This is a genomic window from Nocardia sp. NRRL S-836 (genome assembly GCF_001279525.1).
Taxonomy (GTDB): Bacteria; Actinomycetota; Actinomycetes; order Mycobacteriales; family Pseudonocardiaceae; genus Lentzea.
The window spans coordinates 61,113-77,658 of record NZ_LGDY01000103.1 but is presented as its reverse complement, the minus strand read 5'-3'; the positions used below and the strand labels follow the sequence as shown (position 1 = coordinate 77,658).

Below are 16,546 nucleotides of genomic sequence, written 5' to 3'. Positions count from 1 at the left end.
CTGTGGGACGCGGAAGCGGCGGGGCGGGCCGTCTTCCTGGCTCGCGCGGGTGTGGTCGAATGCGGGCGGTCTTGCGTTCGAGGTCGTTCGACACCACGCTGCCGGACATGGCCAGGACCTCCGCTCACCTGCTGACCACGGCCGCCGTCGTCGCCGCGCTGGTGGTGCCCGCCGTCGCGCAGGCGGCGCCGCAGGTCGGCCTCGTCGCCGACACCGTGCTCGACGCCTCCGCGCTGTACTTCGTCTCCTACGACGGCCTGGTGAACAACAACTCGTTCCAGCAGGACGCGATCCTGACCTACCAGGGCCGCCAGTACGCGACCTGGTACACCGCGAGCCGCAACGCGGTGATCGCGCGGCGCACCGTGGACAGCACGCGGTGGGAGACGGTGGTGCTGCCGCACCGCCTCACCGCCGACGACTCGCACAACGTGATCTCGCTGGGCATCTCGCCGCAGGACGGCACCATCCACGTCGCGATGGACACGCACAACACCCGCCTGTACTACCTGCGCTCGGCAGCCGGACTCGCGAACGGCGCTGTGCCGTGGAACGCGGCCGCGTTCGGCGCGGTGCAACGCACCCTGGGCGGCATGGAGCTGGGCGCGATGACCTACCCGCAGTTCGTGGTGACGCCGGAGGGTGCGCTGCAGTTCAGCTACCGCACGGGCGGTTCCGGCAACGGCGTCAACGAGCTCGCCGAGTACACCGGCGGCACCTGGCGCAAGCTCGGCGCGTGGTCGTCGGCGACCGGCACCTACACCGGCCCCAACGGCGTCACGTCGACCACGCGCAACATGTACCTGCACGGCCTGACGTATGACCGAAGTGGACGGTTGCACGCGGCGTTCACCTGGCGGGAGGGCAACTCCGGCGTGCTGTGCAACCCCGGCGGCCTCACGAACCACGACACCGGCTACGTCTACAGCGACGACCGCGGCCGCACGTGGCGCAACGGCGCGGGCACCCTGGTGGGCACGACCGGCGGCAGCCCGGTGGGCATCGGCTCACCCGGCCTGGTGGCCGACCCGCTCGACCCGAACCACGGCCTGATGAACCAGGAGAGCCAAGCCGTGGACACCTCGGGCCGCCCGCACGTGGTGATCAGCTACGTGCCCGGCCGGTTCACCCAGTGCGTCACGAACTACGCCCAGCAGCGCGCCCAGTACGGCCGCACCTTCCACGTCCAGCGCGGCGCGGACGGCAGGTGGACCAAGGCGGAGGTCCCTGTCCCACCCGGCCACACCCAGCGCACGAAGATCGTGTTCGACCGCGCCGACAACGCCTACCTGGTGATGCCGCGCGGCAAGATCGTGTCGGCGAGCCGGGCCAGCGGCTGGACGGACTGGGCGACGGTGTTCGACGGGTCGTCGCTGCGGGCGTTCGGCGAGGTCAACGTGGACACGTCGCGCGTCGCGGCGCAGGGGATCCTGTCGGTGCAGTACCAGCAGACGTCCAGCGGCACCACACCGTCGCCGATCCGCGTCGCGGACTTCCGCCTCGGGTGACACCGCCCGCTCGCGTGGCGTGGGCCCGTGAAGCAGAGCAACGGGGCCTACACAGCAGGGCAACAGCGCTTCCGCTGCCCGTCCCGAGCCGCGCGTCCCCGGCCGACCTGTCAGCCGACCCGTCAGCCAGCCCGCCAGCCGCCCCCGCGTCAGCCGAACACGCGGCGCTGGATCTCCCGCCGGTAGTCGTCCAACGTCCGGTCCACGTGCACAGCTGCGGCCACCGCGGCCGCCTCCTGGTCGCCCCGCCGGATGGCCTCGTGGATGGCGGCGTGCTCCTGCACGGCCTCCGCGGTGTGGCTGCCGACGGCGCCGTTGAGGCCGATGATGTTGGACTGGCGTTGCAGGCGGCGGGCCTCGCGCACGGCCGCGACGAGGAACTGGTTGTGCGAAGCCGCGGCGACGGCGTGGTGGAAGTCGTCGTCGCCGCGGTCGAACAGGGCGGCGTGGCCGGTCAGGTGGCCTTCGCGGCACAGGTCGGCGGCCACCTCGATGGCGTGCAGTTCGGCCGGGGTCGCGCGGGTGGCGGCGTGGCGTGCGGCCGCGGTTTCCTGCACGCGGCGGAACTCGAAGAGCATGTAGACGTGGTCGAGGTCGGTCGGCAGGAAGAAGCCGCCCCACCGCGACGAGCCGAGCATGCCCTCGTCGTCGGCCACGTAGAGGCCGCGGCCCTTGTGGGCGCGGACCCTGCCGAGCGCCGAGAGGATCTTCACGGCCTCCCGCACCACGGTCCGGCTGGTGCCCATGCGGCCGGCCAGCTCGTTCTCGGTGGGCATGCGGTCGCCGGGGCGCAGCTCCAGCTCGGCGATGAGCTGCAGGATGCGTTCGGCGACCAGCTCGTAGCCGGGGCGGTAGGAGGCGGGCGGCGCGTACGCGGCATCGGCATCCACCGAGACGCCTCCTTCAAGAGTACGACTTCTCGTCCGTCCACCGAGGGTACATGCGCGTCGAACGAGCAGGACAACCCGTCGAACGGTCAATCGCTCCTGGTCAGCATCATGATCCGGTGCCACCACCAGGCTGCGATAAGCATGCTCATTTCCTTGACGCTGGCTCCGGCGGGCTGTTCTCATGGTCCACCGGGCAGGGCGTGCGGGTCGCCTGACCAACCACCGATGACACGATGGCAACGGAGCACTCGATGGGTCGTTGGAAAGCGCTTACCACATTGCGGTTGCTGGCCTCCGCGCTCCTCGTGGCCGGTCTGGTGACCGTCACGCCGAGCACGGCGCAGGCCTCCACCGCCCAGTTCCGCGGCGTGAACTGGGCCGACCAGAGGGACAACTTCGTCAACGGCGTGCTCTACCCGTCCGGGCTGAGCGCGTCGGACACCTACTCGTCGGCCGCGGTGGTCGCCGACCGCGTCGTCGGTCAGCTCTACTCGCTCACCGGCGCGAACACCGTCCGGATGCCGATCAACGAACCGACCGTGGCGAACTACTGGGCCACCTACACCGGTGCGATCGACACCGCGCTCACCAAGGGCAACGTGATCCTCGCGTACTGGGCGCACACCGGTGGCCGGCCGCCGAACGCAGGCGCGTTCCAGCAGATGTGGGACAAGGTGATCGCCAAGTACGGCGCGCACCCCAACGCCTACTTCGAGGTCATCAACGAGCCACACGGCTACGGCACGGCCGACCTCAACAACATGTACAACGACTGGCTGAACAGGTACTCGTCCGTCCCGCGCGGCCGGGTGGTCCTCGACGGCGCGGGGCTCGCCCAGAACGTGCCCGCCGTCGGCGGTGACAGCAGGCTCAACGGCACGCTGCTCGCGGTGCACGACTACTCGTTCTTCGCCGGCTACGAGAGCGAGACCGAGTGGGCTGACCACATCGGGAGCTACATCGGCGGCTACGCCAGCCGCACCATCGCCACCGAGTGGGGTGGCGCGATGGGGCCGGGCACGAAGAACAACGTGTACTTCGACGCCGTCGACTACAGCGTGCCCAGCGGGTCGTACATGGCCGACTACGTCCGCGGTGTCAGCGCGAAGCTGCGCAGCCTCGGGATGGGCAGCGTGTACTGGCCCGGCCTGCGCGACGGCGACTGGTACAGCATGACCACGAAGACGGGCAGCGGTCAGAACATCGCGCTGTCGCTGACGAACCCGTCGGGGTTGCAGCAGCTGCGCTACGCGTGGGGCGTCGGTGAGGGCGGCAGCACCACCGTCGAGATCCGCAACATCGGGACGGGCTGGTACGTCGACGGGCTGAACCGCACCGGCGACACCACGGCCGGGCAGGGCACCGGCGGCACCAGCACCAGCCAGCGGTGGGTCGTGGAGAACACCGGCAGCTACGTGCGCTTCAAGAACGTGGTCACCGGCCTCTACCTCGACGGCGCCGGTCGCACGGCCAACGGTGCCGACACCGGGCAACGCGCGGGCAGCACGGCCACGAGCCAGCAGTGGACGGTCGTGACCGGCAAGAGCCGCGGCAACGACGTGCGCATCCGCAACCGCGCCACCGGCCTGTACCTCGACGGCATGGGCCGCACGGCGACCGCGGCGAACCTCGGTCAGTGGAGCGACAGCAACAGCACCAACCAGCAGTGGCGGATCGTGGCCGCCGGCTGACCTCACCGCGCGCGGGCCGCCAGCGATGTCGCCGCCAGTCCGAGGGCGACGAGGCCCGCCGCGGGGAACAGCACGGTCCACGGCGCGCGCTCGACGTACGGCATGCCCTCGGCGATCAGCAGCCCCCACTCCGGTTCGGGCGGCTGAGCGCCGAGGCCCAGGTATCCCAGTGTCGCCAACGCCAGTGCGACGGCGGGCAGCCGCACACCGGCGTTGCGCACCACCGCGGGGACGATCGCGGGGAGCACGTGCCGCGTGGTGAGGTGCCACGAGGACGCACCGAGCGCACGTGACGCGACGAGGTGGCCGCTGGCGCGCTGGTCGGCGGCCAGCGAGCGGGCGTGCCCGGCCAGCGGTGCCCACCCGGTGGCGGCGACGGCGGCCACCGCGCCGGCCCAGCCCGGCTGGAACGTGACCGCGACGAGGAGTGCGACCACCACCGGCGGCAGCGCGTTCACGAGCGCGGCCGCCGTGGAGGTCCGCTTCGCCGCCAGGCCGATCAGCACGCCGATCACCGCCGTCGTCGCAGTCACGGCGAGCGCCAGCAGCGCGGTGTTCACGGCACCATGGCTGAGCCTCGCCAGCAGGTCGCGGCCCAGCGCGTCCGTGCCCATCGGGTGCGTCGGCGACGGCGGCCGCAGCCGTGCGGTCAGGTCCACCGCCAACGGGTCACGCCACACCCCGCCGGCGACCACGGCTGCGGCCACCACCAGCGCGCACGTCCACAGCCACACCCGCACCGGCGGCCGGGGCGCGGGCGGTGCGGAGTCGAGCGCCGCCGCCTCGCCGGCCGGCCCGAGCAGCAGGCGGCGGGCCGGCCCTCCGGTCGCGCTCGCGAGCACACCGACCGCCAGGACCACCAGCACGCACGCCTGCACGACGGGAACGTCCTGCGCGATCGCGCCGTTGACCGCGAGCCGGCCGATGCCGGGCACCGCGAACACCACCTCCACCGCGGCCGCACCGCCGAGGAGCCCCGCGAAGAGCAGGCCGAGCTGCTCGGCGACCACGGCCGCGGCCCTGCGCACCACCGCGAGACCGATCACCCGCCGACGCAGCCCCGCGGCGGTCCACGCGCGCAGCCACGGCGCGCTCGCCGCGTCCCGGACGGCGTCGCGGGCGACCACACCGAGCACGGCACCCGCGGGAACGCCGAGCGCGACCGCGGGCAGGACCGCGTGGGAGAGGTCGTTCCACCCCGAGGTGGGCAGCCACCGCAGCCGCACGGCGAACAGCACCACGAACAACGCGCCCAGGACGAACTCGGGTAGCCCCGCGAGCACCGCGGCCACGCCGTTGCGGCCGTTGTCGCGGCCACCGTCCACCGCCCGCACCAGCGTGCGCGCCACCAGCAGCGCCATGACGGCGAACGCGACCAGCACCGCGAACGCGGTGAGCGTGGCGGACACACCGAGCGCGGCCACCACGCGACCGGCAACGGGTTCGCCGGAGACCCAGGACCGCCCGAAGTCGCCCCTGGTCGCGTCCTGCGCCCACCGCAGCAGGAACGCGGTGTGTCCCGCGTCGAGCCCGAGCTCCCCGCGCACGGCGGCCAGCGCCGCGGCGTCGGGTTCCCGCTCGGCCGACCGCGCCCGCAGCACCGAGAGCGCCGGGTCCCGGCCCGAGAGCAGCGGCAGGAGGCCGACCAGCACGGCGATGCCGGTGACGAACGCCGCGGCGACGGCGGTGCGGCCGGCGGCGGCGGTGATGCGCCCGGTCATCCGCGCGTCGTCGACCGGGTCACGAGGCGGCGTTCGTATGGGTCGTCACCGAGCTCGCGGACGGTGCCGGACTGACCGATGACGGCGCGTTCGTGCACCAGCGGCACCACCGCCGAGGTCGCGAGCACGGCGTCCTGCGCGTCGAGCGTCGCCTGCTCCCTGGCGGTGACGTCCTGCGCGGCAAGGGCTTTCGCGATCGCCGCGTCGACGTCGGCCGAGCACAGCTTCGCCAGGTTGTAGGTGCCGGTGCAGCTGAAGTCGGTGTCGAGGTACCCGGCGGGGTCGCCGCTGTCGAGGACGTAGGACCGCGACGCCACCACGGCGTCGAACCGCCCGGCGAGCAGGTCGGCCTCCAGCTGGCTGTACTGCCTGACGACCTGCTCGACCACGAACCCCTTGCGCCGCAACGACTCGGCGACCACGGACGCGACCTCCGGCAGTTCCGGCCGGTCGCTGCTGGTCGCGAGCACCACCCGTTCGCTGTTCGCCGCGCGGTCGACGGCGGGCAGTGGTGCCGGTGCCTTGGCCCACGGCGTTGCCGGGCCGAACAGGCCGCGGGCCGCGTCCGCCCTGGACTCGTACACGCCACCGGCGAGCGCGTCCCGGTCGACGGCACCGCGCGCGACGGCCCGCAGCGCCGGGTCGGCGAACACGCCCTTCGCGGTGTTGAGCGACAGCGAGACCACCCTCGGCAGCGGCACCTCGACCCGGTGCAGGTCTTCCACTGTGGACACCGGGAGTGCCGCCGCCACGTCGACCTCGCCCGCGCGCAACGCGGCGGTGCGGGTCTGGCCGTCCGGGATGAACCGGACGTCCACTCCGGACAGTGCGGGCGCACCGTCCCGGTGACCGGCGAAGGCGGCGAGCGTCGCGCCCTCCTCGCCCCTGAGCTCCTGCAACACGAACGGACCGGTTCCGGCGTTGCGCGGGTCGGCGTTCCTGCCGGTGTACGCACCGGGGGCGAGCACCACGAGGTTCGGCGAGGACAGGCGTTGCGGCACGATCGGGTCCGGTCGCGCGGTCGTCACGGTGACGTCCAGGTCGCCCTCGGCGGCCGCCACCAGGTCGAGGCCCTTGATCGCCCGCGGCACCGGGGCGGCGTGCGCGGCCCGGTTCAGCGCGTCGGCCGCCGCCTGCGCGGTGAGCGGCGTGCCGTCGTGGAACGTGACACCGGCCCTGAGGCGGAACCGCCACCGCGTGTCCGACGGCCGCGTCCAGCTCTCGGCCAGCTGCGGCTCCGGCCGTCCGGAGCGGTCGAGCCCGACCAGCGTCTCGGCGATGCCGAGCTTGGTGAGCAGCACGCCGTCGTTGCCCCACGGCGACATCGCCTGGGTGGGCGGGAACGGCAACGCCACGCGCAACCGTTGCGGCTCCTGGGAAGCCGTGCCGGTGAAGCACCCGGCGGTCAGTCCGCACACCGCCACCAGCGTGGTCGTGAGGAGGGCTCGTCGTGTTCTCATGTCCGGCCTTTCGCTGTTCCGGTGAACGCGCCGCGGCGCGCGAGGGCGGCGAGCACCCAGGCCCCCGCCAGTGGGAGCAGGGCGAGCACGACCCAGGCGGCCCTGCCGTGCTCCAAGAGTGCGCCGGTGGCGGTGCTGCCGACCAGCACGGCGAGGCCACCGGCCGACGCGAGCACACCGAAGTGGGTCCCGAGCCGGCGTTCACCCGCGAGCACCGGCACGAGCTCCTTCGCCTGCGGCACGACGAGCATCTCGCCGAGGACGAGCAGCACGACGAACGCGACGGCCCCGCTGACGCCGGGCGGCCGCAGTGCTACCACGGTGAACGCGAGCCCGATCAGGACGAACCCGCCGACCAGCGCGCCGGTCCTGCCGAGCACCCCGCGGGCGAAGGCGGCCACGGGCAGCTGACCGGCGATCACCAGCGTGGAGGCGAGCGCGAACAACAGCCCGAGCGCCCGGTCGCCGGCGCCGACCCGCTCCAGCTCGACCGGCAACGCGAGGTAGAGCTGGTTGTACGACACCAGGTACGCGGAATAGCCGATGGCGAACACCAGGAAGACCTTGTTGCGCACCACCTCCCGCCACCCCGCCAGCACCGGTTCCGCGCGGTGCTCACCGGGCAGCCGGGGCAGCAGCCGCGCGTGCAGCAGCCCGACCGCGGCGAAGAGCACGGCGCCCGCGAGACACGCGGCCCGGAACTGACCGGCCAGCACCACCCCGAGCAGCGGCCCGGTGACCGCGCCGACCTCACCGCACACCGCGAACACCGCGAACGCGTCACCCCGCCGCCCCGGTTCCGCCGCACGCGCCAGCGCGGCCTCGACGGCGGGCGAGAACAACGCACCCGCCACACCGACGAGCACCACCCCGGCCAGCACCCCCGGCAGCGACACCGCCACCGCGAGCACCCCGAACCCGGCCACCCGCACCGCACACCCGGCCAGCACCAGCGGCTTCGGCCCGAACCGGTCCGCGAGTGCACCGCCCACGACGAACAACCCCTGCTGGCTGAACGTCCGCAACCCCAGCACCAGCCCGACCACCCAGCCGCCGAGCCCCAGCTCACCGCCGAGGTGCCCGGCCAGGTACGGCACGACCAGGTAGAAACCGGCGTTGAACACCAACTGGCTGCCGACCAGCAGCCGCGCGACCGGGCTGAGCGACCTGAACCGCCCCAGCGCACGACCGCGCTCGCGCACCACTCCCACGACGAACTCCGCTCATCCCCTTGACCGCTGAGCGGCACCGCCAGATCGAAAACGACCCTAACCACGGTTTGTGAGGAAATCGCACGGAATTGCATGCGTTTTCTGCAATGAATCGGAGATGTGGAGCACATATTGTTCGATGGCTATTGGTTGATGGGTTGCTGCGCGGTGTGCGCTCGAACGGTTCGTGGCGGGTTCGACGATCTGCCGTCGAACGTGGCGAAAACCGCAGTTCGCGGCTGGTTCCGCTTGACGGGGTGGCCGGGCGTTGGGTGAACTGGCGCAATGGGTCGAAGCGTTTCGATTTCGGGTCGGTCGGCGGAGCGGGACACCGTGCTGTGGTTTCGCGCGCCCGCCGCGGTGTGGGAGGAGGCGCTGCCGCTGGGCTCCGGGCGGCTGGGCGCGATGGCGTTCGGCGGGGTGCTCGGCGAGTTGGTGCAGCTCAACGACGACCGGTTGTGGTCGGGGCACCCGATGGCGCCGGTGGCGGGCGATCCGGACGTGGTCGAGCGGGCGCGGCGGCTGACGCTGGCCGGTGCCGCCGCCGAGGCGGAGGAGCTGTTGAAGACCGTGCAGGGCCCGAACACCGCCCGGTACCTCCCGCTCGCCGATCTGCGGCTCGACCTGCGCATCGGTGGTGGGGAGGTGTCGGGGTACCGGCGGCGGCTGGACCTGGGGAGCGGGGTGTACTCGGTGAGCTACCGGCTCGGGGAGGTCGGTGTACTGCGGGAGGCGGTGTGCCATCCGGGGCTGCACGTGCTGGCGTGGCGGGTGCGGACCGACCGCGCCGCCGAGGTCGGGCTGGCGGTGGGGCTCGACAACGCGTTGGGCGCCAAGGGGTTTGCGAGCGGGCACGTGGTGGGGCTGTCGGGCGTGGTAGCGGCGATGGACGCCGGGGGTGCGGAGGCGGCGGTAGCGGGGCAGGCGGCAGCAACGGAGGCGTCGGCGGCGGGCTTTGCCGGTGAGGCGGCGGCCATGGGGATGGTGGGTCCGGCGGGGATGGCTTACGCCGTGGCGGTTGCCGTGCACCGGGACGGGCCGGACGCCGTGACGGTCTGCGTCGCGAGCGAGGCGGGCTACCGCGGCCCGGACGTCGAACCCGAGCGGGACCCGGCCGAGTGCGCCCGGCTCGCCACCGAGCGCGTCGAGCAGGCGGCCGGACTCGGCTGGGAGCGGCTGCGTGCGGAGGCCGTTGCCGCGCACCGGGAACTGTTCAACCGCGTCCGCCTCGACCTCGACCCCACGCCCGGCCCCGACCCCGCACCCGATCTCGGTTCGGCACCCGCACCCGCCGCCTACCCCGCACCTGCCCTCGGCCGCGCGCCCCACCTCGCCCCCGTGCCCGACCCCGGCCTCGACCCCGACTCCGAACCCGACCCCGGCTCCGAACCCGACCCCGGCTCCGAACCCCACCTCGCCCCCGTGCCCGACCCCGACTCCGAACCCGACCCCGGCCCTGTGCCCGACCTCCCCACCGACGAGCGGATCGCGGCACGTGACCCGCGACTGGCCGCCCTGCTCTTCCACTTCGGCCGCTACCTGCTGATCACCAGCTCCCGCCGCGGCACGTTGCCCGCGAACCTGCAGGGCGTGTGGAACCCGCACGTCGATCCGCCGTGGCGCGGCAACTACACCCTCAACATCAACCTGCAGATGAACTACTGGCCCGCCGAGGTCACCGGCCTGCCCGAGTGCCACGAGCCGCTGCTCGACTTCGTCGAACGGCTTGCCGTGCACGGCAAGGAGGTGGCGCGGGACGGTTACGGCCTGCCCGGCTGGGTGGCGCACCACAACACCGACCCGTGGTGTCTGGCCACGCCGGTCGGTGCGGGGGCGGGGGATCCGGCGTGGGCGAACTGGCCGATGGGCGGGGTGTGGCTCGCGCTGCACCTGTGGGAGCACCACGAGTTCGGTGGCGACGCGGAACGGCTGAAGCGGGCGTGGCCGGTGTTGCGCGGGGCCGCCGAGTTCTGCGCCGCCTGGCTCGTGGAGCACGACGGTGTCCTGACCACGGCGCCGTCGACGTCGCCGGAGAACCACTACCTCGACACCGCCGGACGGCCGGTCGCGGTCGGACAGGGGTCCACAATGGACCTGACGCTCGCGTGGGAGCTCTTCACCCGCGTCGCCGAAGCGGCGGGGGGGCTCGGCGTCGAGCAGGACGACGTGGTGGTGCGGGCGCGGGAGCTGGTGGCACGGCTGCCGTTGCCGCCGATCGGCCGCCGCGGCCGGTTGCAGGAGTGGGCCGACGACGTGCCCGACGCCGAGCCGGGGCACCGGCACGTGTCGCACCTCGTCGGCCTCTACCCCGGACGGCGGATCGACGTGGCCGGCACGCCGGAGCACGCGGCGGCGGCCAGGCGGGCGTTGCTCGAGCGGGGTGACGCGGGCACCGGGTGGTCGCTTGCCTGGAAGACCGCGCTGTGGGCGCGGCTGGGGGACGGGGAGCGGGCGCAGGAGCTGCTTTCGTTGTTCCTCACCGACGTCACGGCGGACGGCGCGCACGGCGGTGGGGTCTACCGCAACCTCTTCTGCGCCCACCCGCCGTTCCAGGTCGACGGCAACCTCGGCATCACGGCCGCGATCGCGGAGATGCTGCTGCAGAGCCACGCCGGCGAGCTGCGGTTGCTGCCCGCGCTGCCGCCGGCGTGGCGGCGTGGGTCGGTGACGGGTCTGCGCGCTCGCGGCGGGATCACGGTCGACCTGGTGTGGGACGGCGGCGAGCTGACCGAGGTGGCGTTGCGCGATGCCCGGCCGGTCGCGGTGCGGTACCGCGACCGGCGCGTGCGGGTGGAGGTGCGGCCGGGGACCCGGCTCGTGCTCGACGGCGGGCTGGCGGAGGTGCGGGCCTGATCAGACGAGCGTGCAGGCGTGGCCGTTGAGGGTGAAGGCGCGCGGGGCGGAGTTGGTGCCGCCGCTGCCGGCGGTGAACCCCATCAGCACCGACTCCCCGCGCGGGATCGCCTGGTTGTACGGCATCGCGATCGCGGAGACGTCCTGGCCCGACTGCTTCGCGGTGGCGTTCCACATCTCCGTCACCGTCTGGCCGTTGGCGAACCTCCACTGCAACGTCCACCCGGTCACGTCGGTCGTACCGGTGTTGCGCAGGGTCACGTCGGTGCGGAACCCGCCGGGCCACGTGTGCGTGACGCGGTACTCGACCGAGCACCCGGTCACGGGCTGCGGCGCGGCCGGGGTGGTGGTGGTCGTGGGCCGCGGGACGACCGGTGCGGGTGCCGGGGCGCTCGGCTTGACGCACGGCGGGCCCCACCGGCCCAGCCGCTTGGTCGACGCGGACTCCTCGGCCTCGCGCAGCGTGCGGTCGTCGGCCGCCTCGCTGCGCACCATGCCGAGCTCGACGGCCAGCACCGCGTAGTCGGTGCCGTCGGCCAGCCGCAGGGATCCGGTGGCCGTCGGCTCGACCGGCTTGTCGAGCAACATGGTCCGCGCGAACGTGGTGGCGGCGTCCGCCCAGCACTCGTCCGGCGCGGCGAGGCCCTTCACCGTGACCTCCTCCCCGTCGGAGAGCTGCACGGTCCGCACGTCCACGACCCGCTGCACGGTCGTGGACAGCGCCGTCTTGTCCGGCGGCTCGATGGTGGGGACGTCGGCCTGCGCCGGCTGGGGCGGGGGTGACGGCTGCCGGTCGTCGCCACCGCACGCGCTCACCGAACTGGCGAGCAGAACAGCGGCGGCCAACAGCCATCTCACGGGTCTTGTCCTGACGGCGCCCGGTGCTTTTCTCATTGTTCCTCTGCGGCAAGGAGCGCTCGGCGATCGAACCAAAGGGGGTTCGCCCGAACGGCTGATCTCGTCCGGGCAGGTTACGACGCCCGCGCCGGAGGCGGAAGAACTTTCCGGTAACTGAAATCAGCAGCGCAGTTCGACGCATTCGAGTCGAATTCCGTCGAACGCGTCAGGAAATCGTTGTCAGCGTGCGGCGGTGCTCCCGCGGTCGGTGAGCCGCGGCTGGAGCAGGCGCACCTCCGGGGCGTGGTCGTGTTCGAGGCGGGTCATCACCATCTCGACCGCGATCGCACCGAGCTCCTCCGCGGGAACGGCGATCGACGTGAGTGGAACCGGCAGGCCCTCCGCGAGGTCGTCCGGGCAGAGCGTGATCACCGACAGGTCGCCCGGCACGTCCAGCGAACGGCGCCGCAGCTCCAGCAGCAGCTGACCCAGGACCGCCTCGTTGTGCACGACCAGGCCGGTGGTGCCGCGGTCGGGGTGCAGCACCTCGTCCAGGCACGCCGCGACGGCGTCGTAGCCGGGAGCGCACGAGTGCACGGACGCGGGCAGGTTCCGCTTGGTGGTCTCGCTCTGGAACCCGGCCAGCAGCCGGGCCGCGTAGCTCGTGCCGCGCTCGTAGACCGACGGGTGCGAGCCGATCAGCGCGATCGAGCGGTGCCCGAGGTCGGCCAGGTGTGCCGCCATCTGCTTGCCCGCGGCGGTGAAGTCGAGGTCGACGCAGCTCAGGCCCTCGTGGTCGTCCGGCATGCCGAGCAGCACCACCGGTGCGTCGACCGCGCGCAGCTCCGGCACGCGCGGGTCCGCGCTCGCCACGTCCATCATGATGATCGCGTCCGCCATGGACCGCGCCGTGACCCGGTGGGCCTCGCCGGGCCCGGCCTCCTTGGTCAGCAGCAGCACGTCGTAGTCGTAGCCGCGCGCGGACGCCACGATCGACGACACGAACTGCATGATCACCGGCATGTTCTGGTCGGACCGCAGCGGGACCACCAGGCCGAGCACCTGCGACCGGTTCGACGCGAGCGCCCGCGCGCCGGCGTTCGGGTGGTAGCCCAGGGTGATGATGCTCTGCTCGACGCGGCGCTTGGTCTCCTCCGAGATGCTCCGCTTCCCGCTGAGCACGTACGACACCGTGCTCATCGAGACACCGGCGTGGCGGGCGACCTCTTTGATGGTGATCATGCCCGCCCTCCGGTCGCCTCGGCTGAGTGGCGATCATCGTACGGCGCGGCGGACGGAGCGAGGCAGGCGTGGGGCGGTTCCGGCCCGGCCCGCACGGGGCCAAACGGTGGTCGAACGATGTCACCGAATTCGTCGAAATCATCGAACGGATGTCGTTCCCTTGACGCCCGCGTTTCGACTGTGTCACGGTATGCAACCACGTTCGAAGCGCTTCGATTTACGGAGGTGTCGACGTGGTCACCATTGTTGACGTGGCGAAGCACGCGGGAGTCGCCCCCAGCACGGTTTCTTACGTGCTGACCGGCAACCGGCCGGTTTCCGCCGACACCCGTGTGCGGGTGCGGGAGAGCATTCAGCTGCTCGGTTACCACCCCCACGCGGGCGCGCGGGCGTTGGCGAGCAGCCGGACGAACGTGCTCGCGCTGGTGCTGCCGCTGCGCGAGGGCGTGCAGCTGCCGGTGGTCATGCGCTTCGTGACGGCCGTGGTCACCGCCGCCCGTGAGCACGACATGGACGTGCTGCTCGTGACCGCCGACCAGGGCGCGGCCGGGCTGCGGCGGCTGGCCGGCGGTGCCAGGGTCGACGGGTGCGTGGTCATGGACGTGGGGCTCGACGACGAACGCGTCCCGGTGCTGCGCGAGCTGGGCCGTCCGTCCGTGCTGCTCGGGCACCCGGCGGCGGTGAAGGGCCTGACCTGCGTCGACCTGGACTTCGAGGCGGCCGGTGCGCGGTGCGTCGACCACCTCACCGAGCTGGGGCATCGCAGCATCGGCTTCCTCGGCGCGCCGAGCGCGGTCTACGCGCGCAAGACGGGTTTCGCGCAACGGACGCTCGCGGGCTTCGGTGCCGCCGCCATGCGCCGCGGTGTCGCGTCGACCGCTCTGCCCGCCGAACAGCGCTACGACTCCGTGCACGCCGTCGTCGGAACGTTGCTGCGTGAGCTGCCCAGGATGACGGCGCTGGTCGTGCACAACGAGGCCGTGCTGGGCTGGGTGCTCGAATGCCTGCGCGCCGAGGGGCGCCGGGTGCCCGACGACGTCGCCGTGGTCGCCATCTGCCCCGACGAGATCGCGGAACGGCTGCGGCTCACGTCGGTGCAGCTGCCCGCCGAGGCGCTGGGCCGGCGCGCGGTCGAACTGCTGGTCGCCAAGCTGAACGGCGAGCACCCGGCGCCGCTGACGTTGCTGCCGCCGAAGCTGTCCGTGCGCACGGCCGCGCACCGCGCCGGTTGAGCACGCGGATAATTTCGCCGCGAATGTTGTCGAATCATTTCGCGCAGTTGTGTTCGATGAGTTCGATGTTACGTTCAGAACCAGCGAACCGCTTCGACGCCGGCGGCGCGGATTCCGTTCAACGATGCGCGGAAGGAAATGAAGATGTCCAAGACAGTGCGTTCTTTTGTCATCGGACTCGTGGCCGTCCTGACGGTCTCGCTGGGCACCGGCTCCGCACTCGCCGCGGCGTGGAGCTCGACGGACCGGTGGGGCACCTGGTCCAACGGCGGCTACACGGTCCGCAACAACGTGTGGGGCAACGGCTCCGGGCCGCAGACGGTCTGGGCCAACTCCTACAGCAACTGGGGCGTGTGGTCGAACCAGCCCAACACCGGCGGGGTGAAGTCCTACCCGCACTCGGAGAAGATGGTGAACCGCAGGCTCAGCTCACTCGGCAGCCTGCGCAGCAGCTTCAACGTGTCGTACCCCAACGCGGGTTCCTACACCACCGCGTACGACATCTGGGCCAACAACAACGCCTACGAGATCATGCTGTGGATGAACAAGGTCGGCAACGTCGGCCCGATCGGCTCCTACCAGACCTCGGTGACGGTCGGCGGCCACAGCTGGAACGTCTACCGCGGGTCGAACGGCGCGAACGAGGTGTTCTCGTTCGTCCGCACGGCCAACACCGGGTCCGGCCAGGTCGACGTCAAGGCGGTCATGGACTGGATCCGCGGCCGCGGCTGGTTCGGTGACGTGACGGTCGGCGCGGTGCAGTTCGGCTACGAGATCACCTCGTCGAGCGGCGGCCTCAACTTCAACACCAACAGCTACTCCGTCTCGTTCGGCTGACCCGTCTGAAATGCCACGCGGGGAGCTTTCGTACGACATCGGCGTACGAAAGGTCCCCGCGTGTGACGGGCAACGGGGTCAGGAGCGCGGTGAGAGGCCGTGCGCGTGCAGCCAGTCGAGCTGCACCGCCGCGTTGGAGCCGTAGCCGCCGCCGTGGTCGCCGAACGGCCACACGGTCATGGTCTTGTCGGCACCGGCGTAGTGGTTGAACGCGGCGTACACAGTGGACGGCGGGCACACCGGGTCCATCAGCGCCACGCTGAACAACGCGGGCGCGGTGGCGCGTTGTGCGAAGTGGACACCGTCGAAGTAGGACAGCGTCGTGAAGGTGGGCTCGACGCGGTGCCTGCTGTGCCAGCGCAGGTACTCCGCGAGCTCCGGGTACGGGCCGTCGCCCGCGATCTCGGCCGCGCGCCGGAAGTGGCACAGGAACGGCACATCCGGCATCGCCGCCGCGACCCGGTCGCCCGCGAGGCCCGCGACGGCGATGGTCAGGCCGCCGCCCTGGCTGCCACCCGCGACGACGATCCGCTCGGGGTCCAGGCCGGGCAGCTGCGCGACCGCGTCCACGGCGCGGACGCAGTCGGTCATCAGGCGCCGGTAGTAGTAGCCGTCGGGGGAGTCGACGCCGCGGGTCATGAACCCCCCGGCCCACTGGGTTCCGCCGCCCGCGTCCCGGTCGGGGGTGTCGTGGCCCTGACCGCGGCTGTCGACCACGAGCTGGGCGTAGCCGGCGGCGGAGAACAGCAGGTGGTCGGTGGGCAGGCCGCGGCCGCAGGTGTAGCCGAGGTACGTGACGACGACGGGCAACGGCCCCTCGGCGCCACGCGGGCGCACCAGCCAGGCCGCGACCGGTTCACCGTTCCAGCCGGGGAAGCGGACGTCGTCGACCTCGACGGTGCGCAGCAGGTGCCGGCCGGTGACGCGCTCGGCCTCCACCGCGCCGCCACGGGAACGGGCCTCGGCGAGGGTGCGCTCCCAGAACGCGTCGAAGTCCCGCGGTGCCGGCAGGTCCGGGCGGTAGGTGGTGAGCTCCTCGGCGGACAGATCCGTCAACGGCATCG

The 16,546-nt window shown here is 72.4% G+C and carries 12 protein-coding genes; 5 read left to right on the top strand and 7 right to left on the bottom strand.

The window, feature by feature from the left end:
* The first annotated feature begins 59 nt into the window (after positions 1-59).
* The gene (locus ADL03_RS22045) at positions 60-1,508 is read left to right on the top strand and encodes a BNR repeat-containing protein (protein WP_197288546.1); all 1,449 of its coding nucleotides are present in this window, start codon (positions 60-62) and stop codon (positions 1,506-1,508) included.
* A 149-nt stretch (positions 1,509-1,657) separates the two neighbouring features.
* Here the strand turns inward: ADL03_RS22045 and ADL03_RS22040 are convergent, their stop codons facing one another.
* On the bottom strand, positions 1,658-2,398 hold the full coding sequence (locus tag ADL03_RS22040) for a FadR/GntR family transcriptional regulator (RefSeq protein WP_197288545.1): 741 nt from the start codon (positions 2,396-2,398) through the stop codon (positions 1,658-1,660).
* Positions 2,399-2,649: 251 nt separating this feature from the next.
* Between ADL03_RS22040 and ADL03_RS22035 the strand changes: the two genes are divergently transcribed.
* Positions 2,650-4,089, top strand: a complete 1,440-nt coding sequence (locus ADL03_RS22035) for an RICIN domain-containing protein (protein WP_157529078.1) — start codon at positions 2,650-2,652, stop codon at positions 4,087-4,089.
* A gap of 2 nt (positions 4,090-4,091) precedes the next feature.
* Here the strand turns inward: ADL03_RS22035 and ADL03_RS22030 are convergent, their stop codons facing one another.
* Genes ADL03_RS22030 through ADL03_RS22020 form a run of 3 tightly spaced genes read right to left on the bottom strand, consistent with a single transcriptional unit; the run spans position 4,092 to position 8,481 of the window.
* Positions 4,092-5,810, bottom strand: coding sequence for an ABC transporter permease subunit (locus tag ADL03_RS22030; protein ID WP_082373360.1), 1,719 nt, complete (start codon positions 5,808-5,810; stop codon positions 4,092-4,094).
* Positions 5,807-7,270, bottom strand: coding sequence for an ABC transporter substrate-binding protein (locus ADL03_RS22025; protein WP_053735412.1), 1,464 nt, complete (start codon positions 7,268-7,270; stop codon positions 5,807-5,809). Before ADL03_RS22025 ends, ADL03_RS22030 begins: the two co-directional genes overlap by 4 nt.
* Positions 7,267-8,481, bottom strand: coding sequence for an MFS transporter (locus ADL03_RS22020; RefSeq protein WP_053735411.1), 1,215 nt, complete (start codon positions 8,479-8,481; stop codon positions 7,267-7,269). The genes ADL03_RS22025 and ADL03_RS22020 overlap by 4 nt, the downstream gene beginning before the upstream one ends.
* A gap of 333 nt (positions 8,482-8,814) precedes the next feature.
* Between ADL03_RS22020 and ADL03_RS50515 the strand changes: the two genes are divergently transcribed.
* On the top strand, positions 8,815-11,334 hold the full coding sequence (locus tag ADL03_RS50515; RefSeq protein WP_053735410.1) for a glycoside hydrolase N-terminal domain-containing protein: 2,520 nt from the start codon (positions 8,815-8,817) through the stop codon (positions 11,332-11,334).
* Here the strand turns inward: ADL03_RS50515 and ADL03_RS22010 are convergent, their stop codons facing one another.
* Together ADL03_RS22010 and ADL03_RS22005 are read right to left on the bottom strand one after the other, a co-directional pair.
* Positions 11,335-12,192, bottom strand: a complete 858-nt coding sequence (locus tag ADL03_RS22010) for a cellulose binding domain-containing protein (RefSeq protein ID WP_053735409.1) — start codon at positions 12,190-12,192, stop codon at positions 11,335-11,337.
* A gap of 219 nt (positions 12,193-12,411) precedes the next feature.
* A complete protein-coding gene (locus ADL03_RS22005; RefSeq protein ID WP_053735408.1) occupies positions 12,412-13,413 on the bottom strand; it encodes a LacI family DNA-binding transcriptional regulator in 1,002 nt (333 codons plus the stop codon).
* 233 nt (positions 13,414-13,646) lie between these two features.
* Between ADL03_RS22005 and ADL03_RS22000 the strand changes: the two genes are divergently transcribed.
* Both ADL03_RS22000 and ADL03_RS21995 read left to right on the top strand, forming a co-directional pair.
* Positions 13,647-14,645, top strand: coding sequence for a LacI family DNA-binding transcriptional regulator (locus ADL03_RS22000; protein WP_082373357.1), 999 nt, complete (start codon positions 13,647-13,649; stop codon positions 14,643-14,645).
* Between the two features lie 144 nt (positions 14,646-14,789).
* The gene (locus ADL03_RS21995) at positions 14,790-15,482 is read left to right on the top strand and encodes a hypothetical protein (RefSeq protein ID WP_053735560.1); all 693 of its coding nucleotides are present in this window, start codon (positions 14,790-14,792) and stop codon (positions 15,480-15,482) included.
* A gap of 78 nt (positions 15,483-15,560) precedes the next feature.
* Here the strand turns inward: ADL03_RS21995 and ADL03_RS21990 are convergent, their stop codons facing one another.
* The gene (locus ADL03_RS21990) at positions 15,561-16,544 is read right to left on the bottom strand and encodes an acetylxylan esterase (RefSeq protein ID WP_053735406.1); all 984 of its coding nucleotides are present in this window, start codon (positions 16,542-16,544) and stop codon (positions 15,561-15,563) included.
* Between the last annotated feature and the right edge of the window lie 2 nt (positions 16,545-16,546).

Coding starts and splice junctions, on each gene's coding strand:
- ADL03_RS22045 (WP_197288546.1), top strand. CDS start 60: ATGCGGGCGGTCTTGCGTTCGAGGTCGTTCGACACCACGCTGCCGGAC.
- ADL03_RS22035 (WP_157529078.1), top strand. CDS start 2,650: ATGGGTCGTTGGAAAGCGCTTACCACATTGCGGTTGCTGGCCTCCGCG.
- ADL03_RS22030 (WP_082373360.1), bottom strand. CDS start 5,810: ATGACCGGGCGCATCACCGCCGCCGCCGGCCGCACCGCCGTCGCCGCG.
- ADL03_RS22025 (WP_053735412.1), bottom strand. CDS start 7,270: ATGAGAACACGACGAGCCCTCCTCACGACCACGCTGGTGGCGGTGTGC.
- ADL03_RS22005 (WP_053735408.1), bottom strand. CDS start 13,413: ATGATCACCATCAAAGAGGTCGCCCGCCACGCCGGTGTCTCGATGAGC.
- ADL03_RS21995 (WP_053735560.1), top strand. CDS start 14,790: ATGTCCAAGACAGTGCGTTCTTTTGTCATCGGACTCGTGGCCGTCCTG.
- ADL03_RS21990 (WP_053735406.1), bottom strand. CDS start 16,544: ATGCCGTTGACGGATCTGTCCGCCGAGGAGCTCACCACCTACCGCCCG.